General features: G+C 66.1%; 19 protein-coding genes. 7 read left to right on the top strand and 12 right to left on the bottom strand.

Annotated features, from left to right (window positions below):
- The first annotated feature begins 3 nt into the window (after positions 1–3).
- Together NM962_19590 and NM962_19595 are read left to right on the top strand one after the other, a co-directional pair.
- Entirely contained in the window at positions 4–780 is a 777-nt protein-coding gene (locus NM962_19590; protein ID UVO12077.1) for a class I SAM-dependent methyltransferase, read from the top strand.
- Positions 781–976: 196 nt separating this feature from the next.
- Positions 977–1,894 carry a PE-PPE domain-containing protein gene (locus NM962_19595; protein ID UVO12078.1) on the top strand — a complete coding sequence of 306 codons (918 nt, stop codon included), beginning with the start codon at positions 977–979 and terminating at the stop codon, positions 1,892–1,894.
- A 43-nt stretch (positions 1,895–1,937) separates the two neighbouring features.
- Here the strand turns inward: NM962_19595 and NM962_19600 are convergent, their stop codons facing one another.
- Both NM962_19600 and lspA read right to left on the bottom strand, forming a co-directional pair.
- On the bottom strand, positions 1,938–2,858 hold the full coding sequence (locus tag NM962_19600) for an RluA family pseudouridine synthase (protein UVO12079.1): 921 nt from the start codon (positions 2,856–2,858) through the stop codon (positions 1,938–1,940).
- Between the two features lie 7 nt (positions 2,859–2,865).
- Positions 2,866–3,417: a signal peptidase II gene (gene lspA, locus NM962_19605; GenBank protein ID UVO14842.1), complete on the bottom strand. Its 552-nt coding sequence runs from the start codon at positions 3,415–3,417 to the stop codon at positions 2,866–2,868.
- A gap of 77 nt (positions 3,418–3,494) precedes the next feature.
- On the opposite strand from lspA, the gene NM962_19610 reads away from it, so the two are divergent.
- Together NM962_19610 and NM962_19615 are read left to right on the top strand one after the other, a co-directional pair.
- On the top strand, positions 3,495–4,433 hold the full coding sequence (locus tag NM962_19610) for an asparaginase domain-containing protein (protein UVO12080.1): 939 nt from the start codon (positions 3,495–3,497) through the stop codon (positions 4,431–4,433).
- A 3-nt stretch (positions 4,434–4,436) separates the two neighbouring features.
- On the top strand, positions 4,437–4,898 hold the full coding sequence (locus tag NM962_19615) for a hypothetical protein (GenBank protein ID UVO12081.1): 462 nt from the start codon (positions 4,437–4,439) through the stop codon (positions 4,896–4,898).
- A 34-nt stretch (positions 4,899–4,932) separates the two neighbouring features.
- Here NM962_19615 and NM962_19620 read toward each other — a convergent pair whose 3' ends face one another.
- Complete coding sequence (locus NM962_19620; GenBank protein ID UVO12082.1) at positions 4,933–5,304, bottom strand: DUF2834 domain-containing protein; 372 nt, start codon at positions 5,302–5,304, stop codon at positions 4,933–4,935.
- Positions 5,305–5,562: 258 nt separating this feature from the next.
- Positions 5,563–6,969 (bottom strand): DNA polymerase IV, encoded by a 1,407-nt coding sequence (locus NM962_19625; protein UVO12083.1) that lies wholly within the window; start codon positions 6,967–6,969, stop codon positions 5,563–5,565.
- Positions 6,970–6,987: 18 nt separating this feature from the next.
- On the opposite strand from NM962_19625, the gene NM962_19630 reads away from it, so the two are divergent.
- Positions 6,988–7,554, top strand: coding sequence for a class I SAM-dependent methyltransferase (locus NM962_19630; protein ID UVO12084.1), 567 nt, complete (start codon positions 6,988–6,990; stop codon positions 7,552–7,554).
- Positions 7,555–7,562: 8 nt separating this feature from the next.
- Here NM962_19630 and NM962_19635 read toward each other — a convergent pair whose 3' ends face one another.
- Genes NM962_19635 through NM962_19645 form a run of 3 tightly spaced genes read right to left on the bottom strand, consistent with a single transcriptional unit; the run spans position 7,563 to position 10,515 of the window.
- Positions 7,563–7,907 (bottom strand): DUF732 domain-containing protein, encoded by a 345-nt coding sequence (locus NM962_19635; protein UVO12085.1) that lies wholly within the window; start codon positions 7,905–7,907, stop codon positions 7,563–7,565.
- Between the two features lie 46 nt (positions 7,908–7,953).
- On the bottom strand, positions 7,954–9,291 hold the full coding sequence (locus NM962_19640) for a PPE family protein (protein UVO12086.1): 1,338 nt from the start codon (positions 9,289–9,291) through the stop codon (positions 7,954–7,956).
- An 18-nt stretch (positions 9,292–9,309) separates the two neighbouring features.
- A complete protein-coding gene (locus NM962_19645) occupies positions 9,310–10,515 on the bottom strand; it encodes a PPE family protein (GenBank protein ID UVO12087.1) in 1,206 nt (401 codons plus the stop codon).
- A gap of 165 nt (positions 10,516–10,680) precedes the next feature.
- Between NM962_19645 and NM962_19650 the strand changes: the two genes are divergently transcribed.
- Complete coding sequence (locus NM962_19650; GenBank protein ID UVO12088.1) at positions 10,681–10,899, top strand: hypothetical protein; 219 nt, start codon at positions 10,681–10,683, stop codon at positions 10,897–10,899.
- Between the two features lie 4 nt (positions 10,900–10,903).
- Here NM962_19650 and ileS read toward each other — a convergent pair whose 3' ends face one another.
- Positions 10,904–14,059, bottom strand: a complete 3,156-nt coding sequence (ileS, locus tag NM962_19655; protein UVO12089.1) for an isoleucine--tRNA ligase — start codon at positions 14,057–14,059, stop codon at positions 10,904–10,906.
- A gap of 281 nt (positions 14,060–14,340) precedes the next feature.
- Between ileS and NM962_19660 the strand changes: the two genes are divergently transcribed.
- Entirely contained in the window at positions 14,341–15,156 is an 816-nt protein-coding gene (locus NM962_19660; protein ID UVO12090.1) for a lipase family protein, read from the top strand.
- Between the two features lie 4 nt (positions 15,157–15,160).
- Here NM962_19660 and NM962_19665 read toward each other — a convergent pair whose 3' ends face one another.
- The 4 genes from NM962_19665 to NM962_19680 form a co-directional block, all read right to left on the bottom strand.
- Positions 15,161–15,634: a hemerythrin domain-containing protein gene (locus NM962_19665; protein ID UVO12091.1), complete on the bottom strand. Its 474-nt coding sequence runs from the start codon at positions 15,632–15,634 to the stop codon at positions 15,161–15,163.
- Positions 15,635–15,970: 336 nt separating this feature from the next.
- Positions 15,971–16,978 (bottom strand): PE-PPE domain-containing protein, encoded by a 1,008-nt coding sequence (locus NM962_19670; GenBank protein UVO12092.1) that lies wholly within the window; start codon positions 16,976–16,978, stop codon positions 15,971–15,973.
- Between the two features lie 182 nt (positions 16,979–17,160).
- Positions 17,161–20,010, bottom strand: a complete 2,850-nt coding sequence (locus NM962_19675; protein UVO12093.1) for an RND family transporter — start codon at positions 20,008–20,010, stop codon at positions 17,161–17,163.
- The gene (locus NM962_19680; protein UVO14843.1) at positions 20,007–20,444 is read right to left on the bottom strand and encodes an MmpS family protein; all 438 of its coding nucleotides are present in this window, start codon (positions 20,442–20,444) and stop codon (positions 20,007–20,009) included. The genes NM962_19675 and NM962_19680 overlap by 4 nt, the downstream gene beginning before the upstream one ends.
- Between the last annotated feature and the right edge of the window lie 45 nt (positions 20,445–20,489).

The raw sequence follows: 20,489 nt of genomic DNA on the forward strand, positions 1-20,489 counted from the left end.
TCGATGTCGCGCAGCTTCGACGACTTGGTGGCCGAAGCCGCCGCCGCACCCGTTGACGGCTGGGAATTCTCCTGGCTTGACGGCCGCGCCACAGAACAGCGCCCGTCCTGGGGCTATCAACGTCAGCTGGCCGGGCGGCTGTCGGGTGTCTCGGCCGCAGTCGACCTGAACACCGGTGGCGGCGAGGTGCTAGCCGGGATCGAGCGGTTCGGGACCTTCCCGCCCACCATGGCCGCCACCGAGTCGTGGCCGCCGAACGCCGCACGCGCCACCCAACTGCTGCATTCGCGTGGCGTGGTGGTGGTGACGGTGCCGGACCGGCCGCCGCTGCCGTTCGGCGACGAAGCATTCGATCTGGTCAGCAGCCGGCATCCGTTGGCGACCTGGTGGGACGAGATCGCGCGCGTGCTGCGGCCCGGCGGTCACTACTTCGCCCAGCAGATCGGGCCGGCGACGATGCTCGAGTTGAGCGAGTTCTTCCTCGGGCCAATGCCGGGCAAAGGTGCCCAGTATCAGCCGGAAGCGGTGCGAGCCGAGGCGGCAGCCGCCGGCATGGAGGTGCTCGATCTGCGGCTCGAGCGACTGCGGGCCGAGTTCTTCGACGTGGGCGCGGTCATCTATTTCCTGCGCAAGGTGATCTGGACCGTGCCCGACTTCGTGGTCGAGGATCACCGTGATCGGCTGCGCGAGATGCACGAGCGGATCGAGGCCGAGGGGTGCTTCGTCGCACACGCGACCCGGGTGCTCGTCGAGGCCCGCAAACCGGATTCACCGCGGTGATTCTGCACCCGAGCCAGAAGCGGCCGAAGTCAACACAGCCGGTATGGGGGCTGGTTCCCCGCAGGTAACCGTGGGTTGCCGCCCCATGTCTGGGCGGGCACCAGGAGCCCTGTTGGGTTTGCTGGGGAGTTGCTACCATCCGGATCGGGTGGAGGGGGTGCACGCTGGGGCACCCGTTCAGAGGGGAGCTCCCACCATGCACGTCAAAGTCGCGAAGACGCTTGGTATCGCCGGTGCCGTCATGTTGACCGTCGGCGCTGTCGCCGGTGCATCACCGGTGCAGGCATCCGCACCCACGCGCGACGTCCTGCTGACCGCCGGTCCAAGCCTGGGCGACAGCACCACAGCGCTGATCATGGGGCCCGGGGGGTGGCCAGACCCCAACGTCACCTATATGTCGGCTATCGACCGGATATACCTGGAACCGGGTGGGTTCACCGGCGACACCGTGGCTGCGCCATACCCCTGGTCGGCCATGTTCGATGGCTGGGACGATCGGGTCAGCGCCGAAAGCAACGCCCTGGTCGAGGCAGTCGAGAAGGAACTGGCGTCGGGCGACTTCAGCGCGACGAATCCGCTGGTGATCGTCGGTTATTCCGAGAGCGCGGTGGCTGCAGGACAAGCAATGTCGCTATTGCACGAGCGCGGCGTCAACTCCGACCTCCTGCATTTCGTTCTGCTCGGGGACACCGCCTCGGCCCACGGCGGCTTCCTCAGCAATTTGCTGCCCTCGCTGCCCGAGTCGCTTCGTGAGCCCATCGAACAGTTGCTGGCGTGGTCGGGCCTCAGGGATCTGCTCGGTGCCACGACCCCCACCAACCTCTACCCGACCGATGTGTACAGCATCAGCGGCGACCCGTGGGCCGACTGGCCGAGGGACCTGATCTCGGGTCCGTCGACGTTCTCGACCACCCTGACCGGGATGTTCAGTACACATCTGGAATACCTCGGGTTGACTCCCGGCCAGATCAGCGATGCGGTCCTGTCAAACTCCGACGGACTGACCGACTACTACACGATCTCCGATACCGGCATCAACTTCCTGAACGCACTCTGGAATGCCGCAGTAAGTATGGGCGATATACCCGATTGGTTAACTGCACTAGTCGGTTAGCCACTCGAACTCTGGCCGTTGACCGCCGCGTCAACGGCAGCGCTCAGCGGTTCAGGACGTCCAAGGCGTGTTGCAGGTCGGCGGGGTATTCGCTGGTGATCTCGATGCGCCGCCCGTCGCCGGGGTGGGCGAAGGCCAGTGAACGGGCGTGCAGCCACTGGCGGTCCAGCCCGAGCTTGCGCGCCAACGTCGGGTCGGCGCCGTAGGTGAGGTCGCCGCAGCAGGGATGCCGCAGGGCCGAGAAGTGCACCCGGATCTGATGAGTGCGGCCGGTTTCCAGGTGCACGTCGAGCAGGCTCGCGGCGACGAACGCCTCCACCGTGTCGTAGTGGGTGATGCTGTGCCGTCCGTCGGCGGTCACGGCGAACTTCCAGTCCGGTCCGTGATGCCGCCCGATCGGTGCGTCGATGGTGCCACTGGACGGGTCCGGATGGCCCTGCACCAGGGCGTGGTAGCGCTTCTCGACGGTGCGCGCCTTGAACGCGCGTTTGAGCGCGGTGTAGGCGCGTTCGGAGATCGCCACCACCATGACTCCCGAGGTTCCGACATCGAGTCGGTGCACGATGCCCTGCCGCTCCGGAACCCCGGAGGTGGTGATGCGGTAGCCGGCTGCGGCAAGCCCGCCCAGCACGGTGGGCCCGGTCCAGCCCACGGACGCGTGCGCGGCGACCCCGGGGGGTTTGTCGACGGCGACGATGTCGGCATCGGAGTACAAGATCGTCATGCCCTCGACCTCGGCCGGGGTGTTCTCCAGCGGCGGCGGTGCTTCGGGTAGCCGCACCTGCAGCCACGCGCCGGCGGCGAGCCGGTCGGACTTGCCGGCGGCGACACCGTCCAGTTCCACGTCGCCGTTTTCGGCCAGGGTCGCCACCACATTGCGCGACAGGCCCAACAGGCGGGCCAGCCCGGCGTCCACGCGCATGCCGGCCAGCCCCTCGGGGACCGGCATGGATCGTTCGGTCACAGCCGCATCAGGCTTGCTCGCCGTCGCCGTCGCCGGCATGCCGGCGACCCACCGCGTCGAAGTCGAAGCCGAACACCGACAGCGCCACCAGCAGGATCGCACCGCCCACCACGGCCGGGTCGGCGACATTGAAGACCGGCCACCAGCCGATCGACAGGAAGTCGACCACGTGGCCCTGCAGATGCCCGGGCGCCCGGAAGAACCGGTCCACCAGGTTGCCCAGCGCGCCGCCGAGGATCATTCCCAGCCCGATCGCCCACCACGGCGACACCAGGCGGCGCGACATCCAGATGATGCCGAGCACCACCGAGCTGGCGATCAGCGTCAACACCCAGGTGTAGCTGGTGGCCATCGAGAACGCGGCGCCGGAGTTGCGGACCAGGGTCCAGGTCACGGTGTCGCCGATGATCGGCACCGGCTGGCCGGGGGTCAACATCTTCACCGCGAGCACCTTGGTGACGACGTCGGCCAGCAGCACCACCGTGGCCACTGAGAGCAGTAGCCCCAGCCGGCGGGGCGGGGCGGCGGGCTCCGTCTCAGGTGCCGCGACCGGGTCCACCTCCGTCTCGGTCGAGTCGGTTGTCTCGTCAGTCACGCTCCCATCATCCCTTAACCCAGGTGCGGCATGATCGCGGCATGCTGTCCAAGCGCCTGACCGTCATCACCACCGGCGGCACCATCTCCTGCAGCACCCAGGGCGACGGGGCGCTGCGGCCCGCCCGCAGCGGCTCGGACCTGCTCGCAGACACCGGTGCCGCGAACGTCACCGTGGTGGACCTGATGGCGCGGGACAGCTCGGAGCTGGGCCCGGGGGACTGGGCTGCGCTCCTCGCCGCGGTGCATGCCGCGGTGGACGGCGGCGCCGACGGCGTGGTGGTCACCCACGGCACCGACACTTGCGAAGAGGGTGCGCTCTGGCTGGAACTGGGCTACCGCGGGGACGTGCCCGTCGTGCTGACCGGGGCCCAGCGCGGTGCGGACGCCCCCGACGCCGACGGGCCGGGCAACCTGCGAGACGCCCTGGCACTGGCTGCGGATCCAGCAGCCCGAGGACTAGGCGTGCTGTTGTGCTTCGCCGGCCGGGTTCTGGCTCCGTTGGGGCTGCAGAAGGCGACCGTCACCGGTCTGACCGGATTCACCGGTACGGTGCTGGGCAGCGTCACCGAGGGCCGGGTCACGCTGTCGCGCGACAAGACTCGGCCCTACCTCGGTGCACCGGCCACTGTGCCGCGGGTGGATGTCGTGGCGCTGTATGCGGGTGCAGACGCTGTCGCCCTGGACGCCTACGCCGCCGCCGGTGCGCGCGGGGTGGTGTTGTCCGCGCTCGGGTCGGGCAACGCCACGACGGCAGTGATCGAGGGCGTGCGACGGCACTGTGCGGACGGACTCGTGGTCGCGGTGTCCAGCCGGGTTCCGGATGGGCGCATCGGCGCGGATTACGGTCCCGGCCGAGCCCTGGTGGAGGTGGGCGCGGTGCTGGTGCCGCGGCTGCGGCCGCCGCAGGCACGGATCCTGCTGATGGCGGCGCTTGCGGCTGGACAGCCGGTCGACGACGTCATCGAGCGGTGGGGCTGACCGATGGCCAGGATTCTCGCCCTCGTCGGCGCCGCCGTTTTCACCGTCGGGACGGCTGCTGCGGCTCACGCCGAGCCGCCTCCCGGCGCGGACGCCGGCGACGACTACCCGGTAGCCACCGGCCGGTACTCGTCCCCGACCGACTTCTACTGGGTGTTCTTCAAAACACCGGACGGCCGCTCATGCGGGATCGGCCCCAATGGTGGGCCGATCGGCTGCGATGCCGTGCCGATGGACGCGCCCGCCGGCGCCAACCAGACCGTGCTCGAAGCCGGCGGGGTGCCCGCGGTCTACCGCCACACCGACATCGCCTCCTTCACCCGGGACGTGGACGTGTTGCCGGAGGGGCACCGACTCCAAAACTGGGGCTCCAGCTGCGCAGTCGGCTACCAGGGCACGGTGACCTGCAAAGGATATGGCCAGCATGGCTTTACCCTGTCCAGCGTCTACGGTGTGCTGTGGTGATCCGGCGTAATCTGCCCTCGAAGTACCTGCGTGTTCAGCCCGTGGTTGTGCGCGCGGGCACGGAGTCGAGGTTCGGGAGCTGCGCCAGACGCCACTCTCGGGCGATGAGAAAGAGCGGAACGGCCACGCTGATATCGACGACGAAGCCCAGCACTACGTACACCCACAGGTACTTGATGCCGATCCTGCGTGCCTCGACGACCATGAAGATCAGCGCTGCGACCGAGACCAGTGTCAGGTCGATGCTCATGGAGCTGACCGCGTGATTGGCGAAACAGCTGGCGACGAAGTCGAGCGGGCCTCCGCCGGCCGAGAAGTACGCGATGTTGTGCGCCCAGGTGGCGATGAGCGCCACCAGCGCGAGCAGACCGTAAAGGATGCAGCGATTTCTTCGGGCAGCGGTCATGCCGGTCAGTATGTGGTCATCAGAGCGATTGTCAATACCTGTGGTTCGGGTTGGTCAAACAGCGCGCCGGCAGCGACGAGGGCGACCGGGTGCGGTGCGTTGACGGCCCGCCGGCATGCTTGTGCAGCAGCAATGCGCCTGTAGGCCATGGCGATACCGGTCGATGGCGCCGTAGTCGATCTTGAAGGCCTTGACCGCAACCTGGGTGTTGGTCCGGACTGCGATTCGCATTCCGTGCAGGAGGGTAGATAACCGTTGTCAGTCTTGCGCTTTCGAACCGGCCAGGTAGTCCGGCCAGTCGAGGCTGTCGACGGGGTCGGCGCGAACGACCCTGGGAGTGTCGACCGGGAAGGTCCGGACCAGACCCGGACCCGAACTGCGGGTCTCGAATCGCACCGTCATCACGCCGTGGCCGGCACCCTGCACCCAACCGTGCCCGAACTCATCGTGGGAGACGTCGTCGCCGACCCGCCACGGCGAGGTGACCGGTCCCGAACTTGGCCAGGAAATCGGTTCCGGCGCTGGCATTTCCGGAGAAGCCGGTACCGAGTCGCCGAAGTCCAAATCCGGGAACAGCGATTCCTGGCGAACATCGGTCAGCCCGGAGAACCCCACACCGAGCAGCCGGATCGGTCCGATCTCCTGCGGATCGAGCAGCAGCCGGCCGGCCGCCGACGTGAGTGCGGCGGCGTCGGTGGTCGCATAGGGCAGCGTGGCCGAGCGGGTCAGCACACTCATGTCGGCCTTCTTGAGTTTCACCGTCACAGTCCGAGCGCCGCGCCCATCGCGCAGCAGCCTGCGGTAGGCGTGCTCACCGATCGGACCGATCTCAGCGCGCAGCTGGTCCAAGGTGGTCAAGTCGACCGCGAAGGTCGATTCGGCGCTGATCTGTTTGGCTTCAGCACGTTCGGCGACCCGCCGGTCGTCGATCCCCCGGGCCAGCCGGTGCAGTGCGGGACCGATGGTGGCGCCCAGAATGTCGGCGACCTCACTGTCGGTCAGTGCGGCGAGCTGACCGATCGTGTCGATGCCCAGCCGGTGCAGCTTGTCCTCGGCGACCGGACCGATCCCCCACAGCCGGCGCACCGGCAGCCCGTCCAGCAGCAACCGTTCCTCGGAGCGGCTGACGACCCGCACCCCGTTCGGCTTTGCCAGATCGGAGGCGATCTTGGCGATCTGCTTGCCCGAGCCCGCCCCGACCGACGCCACCAAGCCGGTCTCGTCGAGCACCCGTGCGCGCAGCCGTTCGCAGAACCGCAGCACATCCGCAGCGGTTGCGCCGGCCAGCTCAGCCGGTTCCCCGAATGCCTCGTCGAAGGAGAGCTGCTCGAGGACCGGAATCACCGCGCGCACGGTTTCGAAGACCCGTCGGCTGGCCATGCCGTACACGGCGCCCCGCGGCGGCAGCACCACGGCCGGGGCCCCGACCAGCCGGCGTGCCTGGTGCATCGGCATCGCCGAGCGGGCGCCGAAAACCCGCGCCTCGTAACTGGCCCCGGCCACCACGCCGCGACCCCCGAGCCCGCCGACCAGTACCGGCCTTCCCCGCAACGTCGGGCGGGTCAATTGCTCGACGGACGCGAAAAACGCGTCCATATCCAGGTGCAGGACCCATCGGGCGTCCACGGGGTTCAGCCTATGGGGCAGACCGACTCCCGGCCGCATCCGACTAGTGTCGAGACGATGGCGATGAATCTGGTTCACCGGTTGTGTTGCAGCTCGCGATACTGGGCACGCAGCGTCGAGCGCGAGCTCCTGCCGTGGGCGCTGGCAGACGTCGATCTCGGCGAGAACACCCTGGAGATCGGGCCGGGCTACGGCGCCAACATGCGGTGTCTGGTCAACATGACGCCGCGTCTGACTGCCGTCGAGATCGACCCACCGATGACCAGGCGCCTGCAGGAGAAGTACGGGTCGCGCGCCCACATCATCAACGGTGACGGCACCGCTACCGGGCTGCCGTCGGACGCGTTCAGTTCAGTGGTGTGTTTCACCATGCTGCACCACGTTCCGACGCCGGCGTTGCAGGACCGACTGTTCGCCGAGGCATTTCGCGTGCTGCGCCCCGGTGCGATCTTCGCCGGCAGCGATGGCGTGCACTCAACGCTGTTTCAGCTGACGCATTTTCGCGACACCTATAATCCGGTCTCGCCCGATACGTTGCCAGACCGCTTGCACAACAGCGGTTTCCGCGACGTACAGGTGGTCACCGCGGGTGGTCAACAGCGCTGGCTGGCCGTCAAACCCTGACGGATCGGTTACTTCGACCCGCCGCCACCCTTATTGAGCTGGTGCGGACAATAGGTTTTCGCCGAGATCGCCGCGAACCGCGCCGCGTCGGCCACGGTCAGGTCGGGATTGGCTTCAGTGATGTCGTTCAGCAGTTCCAGGCTCGTTTCACCGTTGGCCGCCAAACCGCAAAGCGCTTCAGCTGCGGCCACAGCTTGAGCGGGGTCGTCGAAGACGATCCCGACCTGCCGAAGCGATGAGATGAACTCCGCGCTGTCGACCGCGCTCACCTCCACCACGCTGGGATCGGCATGCCCGGGTACAGCGAGAGCAAGCGCTGCCGCGGCGGCAAGCGGGACGAACAAGAGCTTCATAGGGGTCCTCCTGGAGCGGCTGAGATCGTGGGACATCGTGACCTCGTCAGCCGAGCGCGGACTGCGATCCGGCAAGCGCACTGTCCTCGTCGTCGAGGACATGCACCGCGTGGATGCCTGGTTTCAGCGACAGCTTCGCCACAAGTTCGTCGAGGCCGGCCTGATCGACGTTCCAATGCTGCACCACATCCGGCGTCTGCTGCAATTGCGCGATGACCTGATCCAGTGGGACCGGTGCCTCGCGATCCTTGATATTGGTCGACACCACGCGGGCCACCGGGGCCACCGTCCGGGTGGCCGGCGCGCCCAAGGCACCACCGGCCGCGCTGCCCAGGGCTGCCGGGGCGAGCATGCCCGGGACGGTTCCCGTTGCGGGGGCAGCGCCGAGCGCCGTCGCCGGCAGCGAGGTGGAGGCAAGCTGGATGGCCGAGGTGGCGCTGGCCCAGTTCGGCGGCACCGACAACACACCCACGCGCATGGCGCTGCCCGCAGCCGCCCCGGCGGCCCTGCTCAGACCGGCACCCGCACTCAATCCGGAGCTGTGCAGGCCGCCGAGCGCCGACTTCGGGATGGCCGGGAGTACCGCCTTGTACCCAGCCCGGAACTGGGTGATCCCCAGGTTGGTACTGGCGTTCACGGCGTTGACCCACCCGGTCTGGCCACTGACTCCCGACAGCAGTGAGAGGTCGCTTTCCAGCACCGAGCTCACCTGGGGAATGCCCGTGACCGAATCGATCAAATTCTGCCACCCAGAGGTGTACGCGGCAGTCAGCGCATTGATCTGCTGGGTGATCTGCTGTATCAGGTCGGGTTGAGGTGTGGCGGCCGCGGCCTCGGCACTCCCCGCGTCGCCTTTTGTGGTCTGCGGTGCGGCGGTGAACGAGGTCAGATTGGTTGCCGCCGACGAAGCGGCGGCGTAGCCGAGCATCGCGGCGATATCCTGTGCCCACATCCGGCCGTACTCCGCTTCGACAGCGGCGATCGCGGTGCTGTTCTGCCCCAGGATATTGCTGGCAACCAGCGATGCCAGCTGGCTGCGGTTGGCGGCGATCGCCGGCGGCGGCACGATGCCGGCGAAGGCCGATTCGTAGGCGGCTGCTGCCGCCGTCGCCTGGGCGGCGGTCTGTTCAGCCTGAGCCGCCGTGGTCGACAGCCACGTCACGTACGGCGCTGCGGCATCCGCCATCGCCGCCGCCGCCGGCCCCTGCCAGCCTCCGCTGAGGCTTGCCAGCGCCGACTGGTAGGACAACGCGGCGGCGTGCAACTCGGCGCCCAGCCCCGACCAGGCCGCCGCGGCGGCGAACAACGGGTCCGCACCCGGACCCGAATACAACTGGCCGGAGATGATCTCCGGAGGTTGCGCTGCGAAGCTCTGAAATACCATGAACGCGACCTACTTTCGTTATTTCGCGATCGGCGGGATGACGATGACGGTGGCGGTGGTGGCGATATCCGGAGCCGTCTGGTTGTTGGTGACGTGAGTGATGGCGCTGATCGCGCGGGTGGCGGTGGCGCCGGCCGCCTGACGTATCGGGGTGCCGATCGCGCGCCCGGCCAGACTCGACAACGCCATCTGGCCGGCCAGCATGCCCTCGCCGTTCACCGCCAGCGCCGGGGCGGCTTCGAGCACGCTGGCCTGCAGGGCCACGGTGGCGGTCTTGACCGCCGGAACTGCGCTGGCCCAGTTCGACGGCACCGACAGCGACCCGATCAGGCCGGCTCGGCCTACGGTCGCCGACACCGCGGCCGGGGCGGCGTGCGCGCCGCTGAGGAGCGGGCTGGACAGCAGAGGCGCCAAGGCACCGACGATCGGCTTCGGGTTGAGTGTGTTGCTCAGGTTCGCAAGTGCGGTGGCCACCGATGGAATGCTGATGGACATCTGGTAAACGCTCCGTGCCGAGCTGGCCACCCCAATGCCATACGGCCCGTTCACGGTGCTCATTACGTTGGCCAAGGTCTTCACGACGGCCTGAAAATCGTCGATAACCTGCGTGACGCCCGGAGGCAGCGTCACGGCGTTGGAGGCGGCCGCGTTCTGCAGGGCATTGGTGGCTGCCGCGGGCTGGCTGACGGCCCCGGTGGAGTTGGTGGTCTCCGGCGGATTGCTGAAGGGGCTGAGCTGGCTGGCCGCCGCCGACGAGCCGGCGTAGCCGTACATCGCGGCCGCATCCTGCGCCCACATTTCGCCGTACTGCGCTTCGGTCGCCGCGATCGCGGGAGCGTTCTGTCCGAGGAAGTTGGTGGCCACCAGCGAGGCCAGCAGGGCGCGGTTGGCGGCGATCACCGGTGGCGGCACGGTGGCGGCGTAAGCGGCCTCATAGGCGCCGGCTGCTGCCGTGGCCTTCAGCGCCGTCTCTTCAGCGCCGGCGGCGGTGGCCTTCAGCCACGCCGCGTACGGGACCGCCGCTGCCGACATTGACGCCGCCGAGGGGCCCTGCCACGCCGAGTCGGCCAGGTCGGCGATAACCGAGGCATACGACGTGGCGGTGTAGTGCAACTCGGTCGCCATCGCCGACCAGTTCGCCGCGGCCGCCAGCAACGGTGCCGAACCCGGACCGGCGTACATTCGCGCGGAGTTGACCTCTGGCGGGAGCGCCCCGAAATCCATGAATCTCCTGCCCCTCTAGCCAAGTAATGAACCGACCCACCCGAGTTGCGTCACGCAACGGCTTGCCAGGTTCCTGGCAATTCGGGTGGGTCAGAACCAACCGCAGACAACTGTTCGTATGGCCTGAAGGTTAATCGGGGACGAACGGCCCCCGAAGTCGCCGACATGGCAGTTCAGGGCTATTTCGCCGATGTTTCACGTACCTCGGCGGTGTTGCCTTCGCACGCCGCCGAAGGGGCTTTTTACCACCGCAAACTGCACAAATGCCTTGATCGAGCCGCCAACGACGAACGGCACAGGCCCCGTGCGCGCGCCACCATCGACCATAAGAATCTGGGCGCGAGAAAGTCGATCCTGGACGAGATCGGCAATTTCGGCGGCTGAACCCTCAGGCCTTGGCGATCGACACCCGCACACCGTCCCCGATTTCCACGGGATCGGCCGGGTCACCGAATTCGAAAGTGGTCGCCAAGATTTCTCCGGCGATCAACTCGGCATGATTCTGCGCCCATTCCAGCCGCTGCTCGGGTACCGCAATGACCACACTGATCCGGTCGGACACCTCAAAGCCACTGGTTTTGCGCAGCTCCTGCAGCTCCCGGATCCGGTCCTTGGCCCACCCCTCGGCTTCCAGCTCGGGCGTCACCGCACTGTCGAGCACCACCAGACCGGCGCCCTCGGGCAGCGCCACGGTGTATTCCGGATCCGCGGCCACCAGTTTGGCGGTGTATTCCCCCTCGAGCAGCACCACCGGTCCCGCGCTCAACGTGCCGTCGGTGTTGACGACGCCGTCGCCGGCCTTGAGCGCCTTGATCGCGGCTTGGACGTCCTTGCCCAGCCGCGGTCCGGCCACCTTCGCGTTGACGGCCAGGTCGAACCGGCCGTAACGCGCGATGTCGGCGGTCAGCTCGACGGCCTTGACGTTGAGTTCGTCGGCGATCAGATCGGTGAACGGCTCCAGCCGCTGCGGGTCGTCGACGGCCACCGTGAGCTTCGGCAGCGGCAACCGGACTCGCAGCTGGTGCGCCTTACGCACCGACGACGCCGCGGAACAGACCTCGCGGACCTGGTCCATCGCAGCCACCAGCGCGGCATCGGCGGGCAGGTCGGCGGCCTCGGGCCAGTCGGTCAGATGCACCGAGCGTTCCCCGGTGACGCCGCGCCAGATCACCTCCGTGGTCAGCGGCAGCAGCGGTGCGGCCAGTCGCGCGGTGACTTCCAGCACCGTGTGCAGGGTGTCGATCGCGTCGGCGTCCTCGTCCCAGAATCGTTGCCGGGACCGCCGCACGTACCAGTTGGTCAGCGCCTCGGTGAACTGCCGCAGTTGCTCGCAGGCACCGGAGATGTCGCAGACGTCCAGCGCCGCCGTCAGATCGTCGCGCAGCGAGGCCAGCTTGGCCAGGATGTAGCGGTCCAGCACGTGCGTCGAATCGGTGCGCCAGACACCGGGTTTCGGGGCATACAGCGTCAGGAAGCTGTAGGCGTTGGTGAGCGGCAGCATCACCTGCCGTACGCCTTCCCGGATGCCCGCTTCGGTGACGATCAGATTCCCACCGCGCAGGATCGGTGACGCCATCAGGAACCAGCGCATGGCGTCGGAGCCGTCGCGGTCGAACACCTCACTCACATCCGGATAGTTGCGCAACGACTTGCTCATCTTCTGCCCGTCACTGCCCAGCACGATGCCGTGCGCCACACAGGTTTTGAACGCTGGACGGTCGAACAGCGCGGTCGCCAGAACATGCATCATGTAGAACCAACCGCGCGTCTGACCGATGTATTCGACGATGAAGTCGCCCGGGTAATGGGCAGCCTGCCCCCCGCCGCCGTCGAACCATTCGGAGTTCTCGAAGGGGTAATGCACCTGGGCATAGGGCATCGAACCCGAGTCGAACCAGACGTCCAGTACGTCGGAGATGCGCCGCATGGTCGAACGGCCGGTCGGGTCGTCGGGGTTCGGCCGGGTCAGCTCGTCGATGTAGGGGCGATGCAGATTGTCCGGGCGCACCCCGAAATCGCGTTCCAGCTCATCGAGGCTGCCGTAGACATCGATCCGCGGATAGGTGGGATCGTCGGACTTCCAGACCGGGATCGGAGTGCCCCAGTAGCGGTTTCGGGAGATCGACCAGTCGCGCGCACCGCGCAACCAGTTGCCGAAGATCCCGTCCTTGATGTGCTCGGGATACCAGGTGATCTGCTCGTTGAGTTCCACCATCCGGTCCCGGAATTCGGTGACGCGCACGAACCACGACGACACCGCCTTGTAGATCAGCGGGTTACGGCAGCGCCAGCAGTGCGGGTACGGGTGCTCGTAGGTCTCGTGGCGCACCAGCACCGCTCCGTTGGCGGCAGCCGGGCCGGTGCCGTTCTTCAGGTCGGCGATGATCGCCTTGTTGGCGTCGAACACATGCTGGCCGACGTAGTCGGCAACCGTGGCATCGAAGCGGCCCTTGGCGTCCACCGGAGTGACCGGGATGATTCCGGCCGGGTCGGTGGTGTTCTTGTCGTCTTCGCCGTAGGCGGGCGCCAGGTGCACGATGCCGGTGCCGTCCTCGGTGGACACGAAGTCGGCGGCCAGCACCCGGAAAGCATTCGCCGAATCCATGAAATACGGGAACGGCGGCGCGTAGCGCATATCGAGCAGCTCCGACCCGCGGTAGCTGCCCAGCACCTGCGCCTGTTCGCCCTCGCCCAGGCCGAGCTCGCGTGCGTAGGCGCCCACCCGCGCCTCGGCCAGCAGGTATCGCCGCTCCCCCGCCGCGACCAGCACATAGGTCACATCCGGGTTGACCGCCACCGCCTGGTTGGACGGCAGTGTCCACGGAGTGGTGGTCCACACCAACACGTGAGCGCCCTCGAGTTCACCGGCCGGTCCCCCGCCAAGGATCCGGAACCCGACGGTCAGCGCCGGATCTTGGCGGCTCTTGTAGACGTCGTCGTCCATCCGCAGCTCGTGGTTGGACAACGGGGTCTCGTCACGCCAGCAGTACGGCAACACCCGGTAGCCCTCGTAGGCCAGGCCCTTGTCCCAGAGCTGCTTGAATGCCCACAACACCGACTCCATGAACGGCAGGTCGAGGGTCTTGTAGTCGTTGTCGAAGTCCACCCAGCGGGCCTGGCGGGTGACGTAGGCCTGCCATTCAGACGTGTAGCGCAGCACCGATTCCCGGCATGCCTGGTTGAACGCGGCGATGCCCATGGCGTCGATCTGTGACTTGTCGGTGATGCCGAGCTGGCGCTCCACCTCCAGTTCGGCGGGCAGCCCGTGGGTGTCCCAACCGAACCGGCGCTCCACCTTGTAGCCGCGCATGGTGCGGTAGCGCGGCACGATGTCCTTGACGTAGCCGGTCAGCAGGTGCCCGTAGTGCGGCAGGCCGTTCGCGAACGGTGGCCCGTCGTAGAACACGTATTCTTGCGCGCCGTCGCGGCGAGCGATGCTGGCCCGGAAAGTGTCGTCGGCCGCCCAGTAGTCCAAGACGGCGAGTTCAGCCGATGGGAAGTCGGGGGCGCCGGCGGCCGGCTTCGGATAGCTGCGTTCGCTCACGGTGTGTCGTCTCCCAAGGGCCCGGCCCGGGGACGACGCCGCGCGGTTGCGCGAGCGCCGCGGTACCACCCCGCTTGCCGCACTCCTGTCCTGGGGCGCGACCGCTCGATGAAGGGCTGTGACGGGCCGTCCCGTTCGGTTCTACTGAGCCGGTCGCTAGGCGGTGCGGCTGTTCTTCCGAAGGCTCCCCGGTGATGGCCGGTTCAATGCCGTTGGTCAGAAGTCTAAAGCCTGCCACCAACACCGGCTCTGGCAGGGCTGGAGCTTCTACACTGTTCAACGTGGCTTTCAGCCCGTCGTACGCCCGCGATGTGGTGCAGCCGCTGGCGTCGGCGGCCTACACCGTGATGTCCGGCGCCGAGCCCACGCTGCCGCCCGGGTTCAGCCAGACCGCCCTCATCAAGGCCGACCAGGCGCACCTGGCCGCGCTGCCCGAGCAGCATCCTGCGACGGCTATGGCCAAGGACACCAACATCTTTGGGTTGATGGGCCGCGACACCACCAGTGGCACCGCGTTCATCGCATTTCGTGGCAGCTCCGATGTGGCGGACTGGATCGCCGATCTCGACTTCATCCCGACGCCGTATGCGCCGGTGGCGGAGTTCATGCGGCGGTCCCAGCTTCGCCTCTCCTCCGTCGAGACTCGCTGGAGCGCCGGATTCGGCCAGGTGCATGCCGGCTTCCAGGACACCTACGACTGCGTCCGGGCCTCCATCGCCGCCAACCTGCCCGCGGCGACCAGCGGGTGCAGCCAGATCCTCATCACCGGGCACAGCCTGGGGGCCGCCTTGGCCGTGCTGGCCGCACCTGATGTCGAGCAAGGGATGCCCCCCAACACCCTCGAGCCGCGGCTGACCACCTTCGGTGGCCCACGCGTCGGCGTGCCCGACTTCAAGGCCGCGTTCGACGCAGCCATCGAATGCTGTTATCGCGTGGTGAATTTCCTCGACATCGTCCCGCTGGTGCCGCCCGCGCCGTATGTACACGTGGGCGCCGAGATCGCCGTGGACAGCGGCGGTGCGATCGACATCGGCTGGCGGCACAGCCTGGCCGCGTACCACGCCGGCCTCTCGGCGGTCATCTCCGCCGAATCCTGATCGCTCAGGCTGCTCCCCTTGCGCAGGTCCACCCTTCTGGCATCTGGCCCGCAGCAAGGAATTCGGCCACTTCTGCGGCGACTTCCGGCGCCAACCCGGTGTCGGCGGCCGGGTAGATCACCGGCTCCTCCACCTTGTTGTGGTCGGCCAGCTGGTCCAACAGCCGGCAACAGGCGGCCCGCAGGGCGGCATGGTCGGCGCCGGCGCGGGCCAGATCGTCGAGAGCGTTCATGGTGCGCCAGATCTCGCCGTGGCCTCGGATCATCCCGAAGACCGCCATCATGTGGGCGCCCCTGGCGATCGGCGGGAACAGCAGTTGTTCCTCCAGGTAGATGTGGCGCCGCAGCACAGCCAGAGTCGCACCCAAGCCGTCGGCGTCGACGCGGCCGACATCGAGGCCGTCCAAAAACGCGCCGATCCCCGCGTCGACCTCCAGATGCTCGCGCTCCAACGCAACCGAAAGGGATTCGTGGGACATGTGTGGCGCTCCCTTCAGACCAGCCTCACATCGACGCTGATCTCAGCGCCGACGAATAACCCGGCGCGCTCGCACCTCCTGACAGCACCCGTCCCCGGGCGCCCTCTACGGACCGGGCCGAAATGCTCATCTACCGACTCCTTTATCGGCCTTATCGGCGCGGAATCACCAGCTGAAACCGTGCCGGAACCCGCGACTATTTTCTACAACCAGAACTTGTCTAAATCTAGCCCACGGTGCAGGGAACTGGCCAGAGTCGGCATTGGAACCCGACAGGGTCCGCTGCGACAGCCGAGTGGTCAAGGCGAGTGACCGGCTAGCTGATGCCCGACCGAACTAGATACCGAGGCCGGAGAAGAAGTCCACCAGCGGATCTCCAAGAGCTTCGGGAATCCAACCAACGTTGGTTCCCGCTGCGGTCAGCAGAGTCAAAAAGCCCTCGGACGGGCTCAAGTCGATGTGGTGGACCATGTCATTGGGGTCGATGCCCTCCAATGCAGCGTAGATGTCATTGGCTGACACTCCCATGTACAGCTCATGACTGGTGAACAGTCCCAGGAGCTGCAGGAACCATGAGCCGTCAGCAAAACTCGTGGGGCTCCAGCTTGCATAGCCGTCGGGAACCGACATCCCTCCGAAACCTTGAAGAGTGAATACGCTGCCGTGAAAGTGATCCGGAGTGATGTAGAGCGAAGGCTCGTGCTCCCCGAAGTTCAGTACACCACCGTCGAGACTCAATTGAGCTGCGGCGGATCGTAGGATGTCCTGCGCCCACGACGGCAACGAGGCGTAGATCATGTTCATAATGCCGTCCGGTGAACCACCGTTGCCGACCAGTACGAAGTTGACGCGACCGGTGACGTCGTCACCGTAGGTGTCGTACAGCTCGTTGAGTGCCCCGTTGACGGCCGCCGCCGATTGCGAATACCCGAACAACGTGACTTCATGACCGCTCTGCAGCAGAGGAACCAGCGCCGCCATGATGTCAGCCTGATCCCGCGGGAGGACACCGCTGGTGTCGTAGCCAAGCTCCGGGGTGGTCAAGGCGTACACGTGGCTCAAGTCCCCGTCGAACAGCCCGCTGGGGGCCAGATACGTGTTGAACGCGGTCTCGACGTAGGTTTCGGACGGAGTAGGAATTCCACTGGAGCCGAGAACCAGCGCCACGCTCTGCCCGTAGGGCAGGTCATTGAGGCCGCCGATGTTCCACACACCGCCCGTGGCGGTGAGCGAAACGTCCAGGGGCTGAACAGCATCAGCGGCCGAAGCGACAGCAGACGACATGGACAGCGTCGTGACGGCAGCGACCGTTGCCGCGACGCCCGTCATGAGTGCATGTCTCACGCAATGAAGCTATCAGGTTTTTATCAGGCTATCAAAATTAAAGCAAGGACTTGATGGCGCCAACCTAAACAGGCTGCTGATGCCAGCAGAACAACAGAACTTGCCTAAATCTAGTGCTTAACGGGGAACGCTGACCAGCGTAGGGACGAGCGCCATGCAGGGATAGCGTGGCGATCGAGTTGTCATGGCGTCCGCGAAGTCAGGCTCACGCTTGGGAGCGGCCGGTGGACCTGAGATGTGCGGCCGCGGGTACTTACCTGCTGGGGCCACCAGAACCAGCGACCCAGCAGCGCGGCCGCCGACGGGGTCATGAACGAACGCACCACCAAGGTGTCGAACAGCAGCCCGAGACCTATCGTCGTACCAACCTGCCCGACCACCCGCAGGTCGCTGACGATCATCGCCGCCATGGTGAACGCGAAGACCAGGCCTGCCGTCGAAACAATTTTGCCGGTCCCCCCCATGCCACGGATGATGCCGGTCTTGAGACCGCCCGCGATTTCCTCCTTGAACCTCGCGACCAGCAACAAGTTGTAGTCGGCGCCCACCGCCAACAAAATGATGATCGCCATCAGCGGCACCATCCAGTGCAGGTTCAAGCCCAGCAGGTACTGCCAGACCAGGACCGACAGCCCGAACGAGGCACCCAACGAGCCGACCACAGTGCCTACAATCACCAGCGCCGCAATCAGGCTGCGGGTGAGAAGCAGCATGATGGTGAAGATGATGCACAGCGACGCCGTGCCCGCGATGAGCAGGTCGTAGGCCGATCCTTCTTTGAGGTCCTTCAGAACCGCCGCGTTGCCGGCGACATAAATCTTGGCGGTAGCCAACGGCGTGCCCTTGAGCGCCTCCTCGGCCGCCGTGATGATCGGATTGATCCGCGCGATACCCGCTTCGGTGCTTGGGTTGCCCCGGTGCGTGATGATGAAGCGCGCGGCCTTGCCGTCGGGTGACAAGAACAGCTTCATCACACGCTGGAAATCGGGGTTGCCGAACACGCTGCGGGGTAAGTAGAAGGAGTCATCATTTTGGGCAGCGTCGAAATCCTGCCCCATCGCCGACGCATCCGTGCCCAGCTGCTCCATTTGCTCGATGATGCCCACCATAGTGCTGTTGGCAGTCAAGAGCATATTCTGCACATTTTTCATGGTGGCGATCTGTGGCGGTACCAGAGCAAGGACCTGGGGCATCACCGTGTCGAAATTGTCCAGATCCGGCGTCAACTCATCCAGTTTTTCGCTGACCCTGTCGATACCATCCGAGGCGTCATAGGCTGACCGCATCGCCGCGCATACCGGGATATTGGCGCAGTGCGGCTCCCAGTAGAAATAATTCCGAAATGTTCTGAAGAAATCATCGAAATTTGCAATGTCGTCGCGTATTTCCCGGGTGATCTCTATCGTTTCCTTGCTGACCCCGACGATATGGTGCGTTGTGTGCTCGAACTCCTGCATCAACGTGTAGGCGCGCTCCAGCGACGCGATCGTGCCGGACAGTTCGTCAGCCTGCGCATGCATATCGGCGATCCGGTCCTTCACGAACTTGATGTTCTGTAACTGACCGGCGCTCTGCAAGCTCAGCAGAAACGGCACTGACGTATGCTCCAGCGGCGCGCCCTCCGGCCGGGTAACGCCCTGTACCAGCGCCACGCCTTCGACACGGAAGATCGCCTTGGCCAGTCTGTTCAATACCAAGAAATCCGCTGAATTACGCATGTCGTGATCGGACTCGATCACCAATACCTCGGGCCGCAATCGCGCTTCGGAAAAATGGCGCTCCGCTGCCGCCCAACCGACATTGGCCGGCGTGTCACGGGGCATGTACGGACGGTCATCGTAATTGACGTGGTATCCCGTTAGCGCCAACAAACCCACCAGCGCCACTGCACAGGAAGCCAGGAAGATGGGCACGGGCCAGCGTACGACCGCCGTTCCCACCCGCCGCCAACCGCGAGTCGACATGGTGCGCTTAGGCTCAAGCAAGCCGAACCGGCCGGCCACCGCGAGAACGGCCGGCACCAACGTAAGCGCGACCGCAACCGCGACCAGCATCCCTACCGCGCACGGGGCACCCATGGTCTGAAAGATTGGGAGCCGGGTGAAGCTCAGGCAGTACGTTGCCCCCGCGACGGTCAAGCCCGAAGCCAGAATCACATGCGCCACACCGCGATATGCGGTGTGGTAGGCCGACATCCGGTCTTCGCCGGCCTGGCGCGCCTCGTGGTACCGCCCGATGAAAAAAATTACGTAGTCGGTACCCGCAGCGATCGCCAAGCAGACCAGGATGCTGATCGCGAACGTCGAGATTCTGATAACGCCGGTATTACTGAGAAAGGCGACGACGCCTCGCACCGCCGTCAGTTCCACCCCGACCATCATGAGCACAAGCGCCACCGTCGCAACGGAGCGGTACACCAGCAGCAGCATGATCGCTATCACCACGACTGTTGCCAGCGTGATCTTCGTGATGGCGCGGTCACCGACCTGCATCATGTCTGCGCTCAGCGGCGTCGGACCGGTGACATAGACGCTGACTCCAGGCGGCGGGGGGATGCGGTTCACGATTTCCCGGACCGCCTCAACGGACTCGTTCGCCTTCGCCTCACCCATGTTTCCGACGAGATTCAGTTGGACGTAGACGGCCCTGCCATCGGCGCTCTGGACCCCGGGCGCGGTCAACGGATCACCCCAGAAATCCTGCACATGCTGCACGTGCGCCGAATCGGCGTTCAACTGACCGACGAGTTCGTCGTAGTAGCGGTGGGCAGCCTCGCCAAGCGGCTGCTCGCCTTCCAGCACGATCATCGTGATGCTGTCGGTATCGGATTCCTGGAACAGCTCGCCGATGCGCGCCATCGCCTTCAACGACGGTGCATCCTGGGCGCTCAGCGATACGGCGCGGTCCTTGGCGACCTGTTCGAGCGGCGGAACGCCGAGGCTGACCAGCAGGGAGATTCCCAACCAGGCAAGAATTACCGGGATGGCGAACTTATGGACGGCCGCGGCGAAGGCCGGGCGGCGGGCGCTCATGCGCCCTGCACCTCGCAATGCGTATAGGCGTTCACCCCGTGCGACACCCTCTCGGCCTCGACTTCACCGTCCACCATGATGCGGCAGCCCAGACTGGGGCTATCGCCCTGCGCCACAACATTTGCTATGACGGCAGGTGCATTGATCGACAAGGTCAACGACCACGGCAAGAGAGCGGCGTTCACTTGCTGCGGCTGGATATCGGCATTGAAATAGCTGATGTCGGCCACCGCGCCGGGCGGACCGAAGACCTCGTACACCACCTGCTTGGGGGTGTACGAGTTGGTGCCGGCGACGTGGCTGTCGGTGTAGAGCGGGCGCTGCTCCGAGCCGAAGATCCCGTGAACTCGCGAGACTATGAAGGCTCCGCCTCCGATCACCAGCAGAATGACCAGCGGTATCCATACCCGCCCGAAAAGTCTGACAACCAGGATCTCCCTCACCCGTTCCCCCCCGCACGCCAACGAATCGGTGAGCGC

Source organism: Mycobacterium sp. SVM_VP21, from assembly GCA_024758765.1.
GTDB lineage: Bacteria > Actinomycetota > Actinomycetes > Mycobacteriales > Mycobacteriaceae > Mycobacterium > Mycobacterium heraklionense_C.

What these genes read in the sequence shown, in the direction of transcription:
- NM962_19645 (UVO12087.1), bottom strand. Translation starts at nt 10,515, where the DNA reads ATGGATTTCGGGGCGCTCCCGCCAGAGGTCAACTCCGCGCGAATGTAC.
- NM962_19675 (UVO12093.1), bottom strand. Translation starts at nt 20,010, where the DNA reads ATGAGCGCCCGCCGCCCGGCCTTCGCCGCGGCCGTCCATAAGTTCGCC.
- NM962_19620 (UVO12082.1), bottom strand. Translation starts at nt 5,304, where the DNA reads ATGACCGCTGCCCGAAGAAATCGCTGCATCCTTTACGGTCTGCTCGCG.
- NM962_19640 (UVO12086.1), bottom strand. Translation starts at nt 9,291, where the DNA reads ATGGTATTTCAGAGCTTCGCAGCGCAACCTCCGGAGATCATCTCCGGC.
- NM962_19630 (UVO12084.1), top strand. Translation starts at nt 6,988, where the DNA reads ATGGCGATGAATCTGGTTCACCGGTTGTGTTGCAGCTCGCGATACTGG.
- NM962_19590 (UVO12077.1), top strand. Translation starts at nt 4, where the DNA reads ATGTCGCGCAGCTTCGACGACTTGGTGGCCGAAGCCGCCGCCGCACCC.
- NM962_19595 (UVO12078.1), top strand. Translation starts at nt 977, where the DNA reads ATGCACGTCAAAGTCGCGAAGACGCTTGGTATCGCCGGTGCCGTCATG.
- NM962_19665 (UVO12091.1), bottom strand. Translation starts at nt 15,634, where the DNA reads ATGTCCCACGAATCCCTTTCGGTTGCGTTGGAGCGCGAGCATCTGGAG.
- NM962_19650 (UVO12088.1), top strand. Translation starts at nt 10,681, where the DNA reads ATGGCAGTTCAGGGCTATTTCGCCGATGTTTCACGTACCTCGGCGGTG.
- NM962_19625 (UVO12083.1), bottom strand. Translation starts at nt 6,969, where the DNA reads ATGCGGCCGGGAGTCGGTCTGCCCCATAGGCTGAACCCCGTGGACGCC.
- NM962_19635 (UVO12085.1), bottom strand. Translation starts at nt 7,907, where the DNA reads ATGAAGCTCTTGTTCGTCCCGCTTGCCGCCGCGGCAGCGCTTGCTCTC.
- NM962_19615 (UVO12081.1), top strand. Translation starts at nt 4,437, where the DNA reads ATGGCCAGGATTCTCGCCCTCGTCGGCGCCGCCGTTTTCACCGTCGGG.
- NM962_19610 (UVO12080.1), top strand. Translation starts at nt 3,495, where the DNA reads ATGCTGTCCAAGCGCCTGACCGTCATCACCACCGGCGGCACCATCTCC.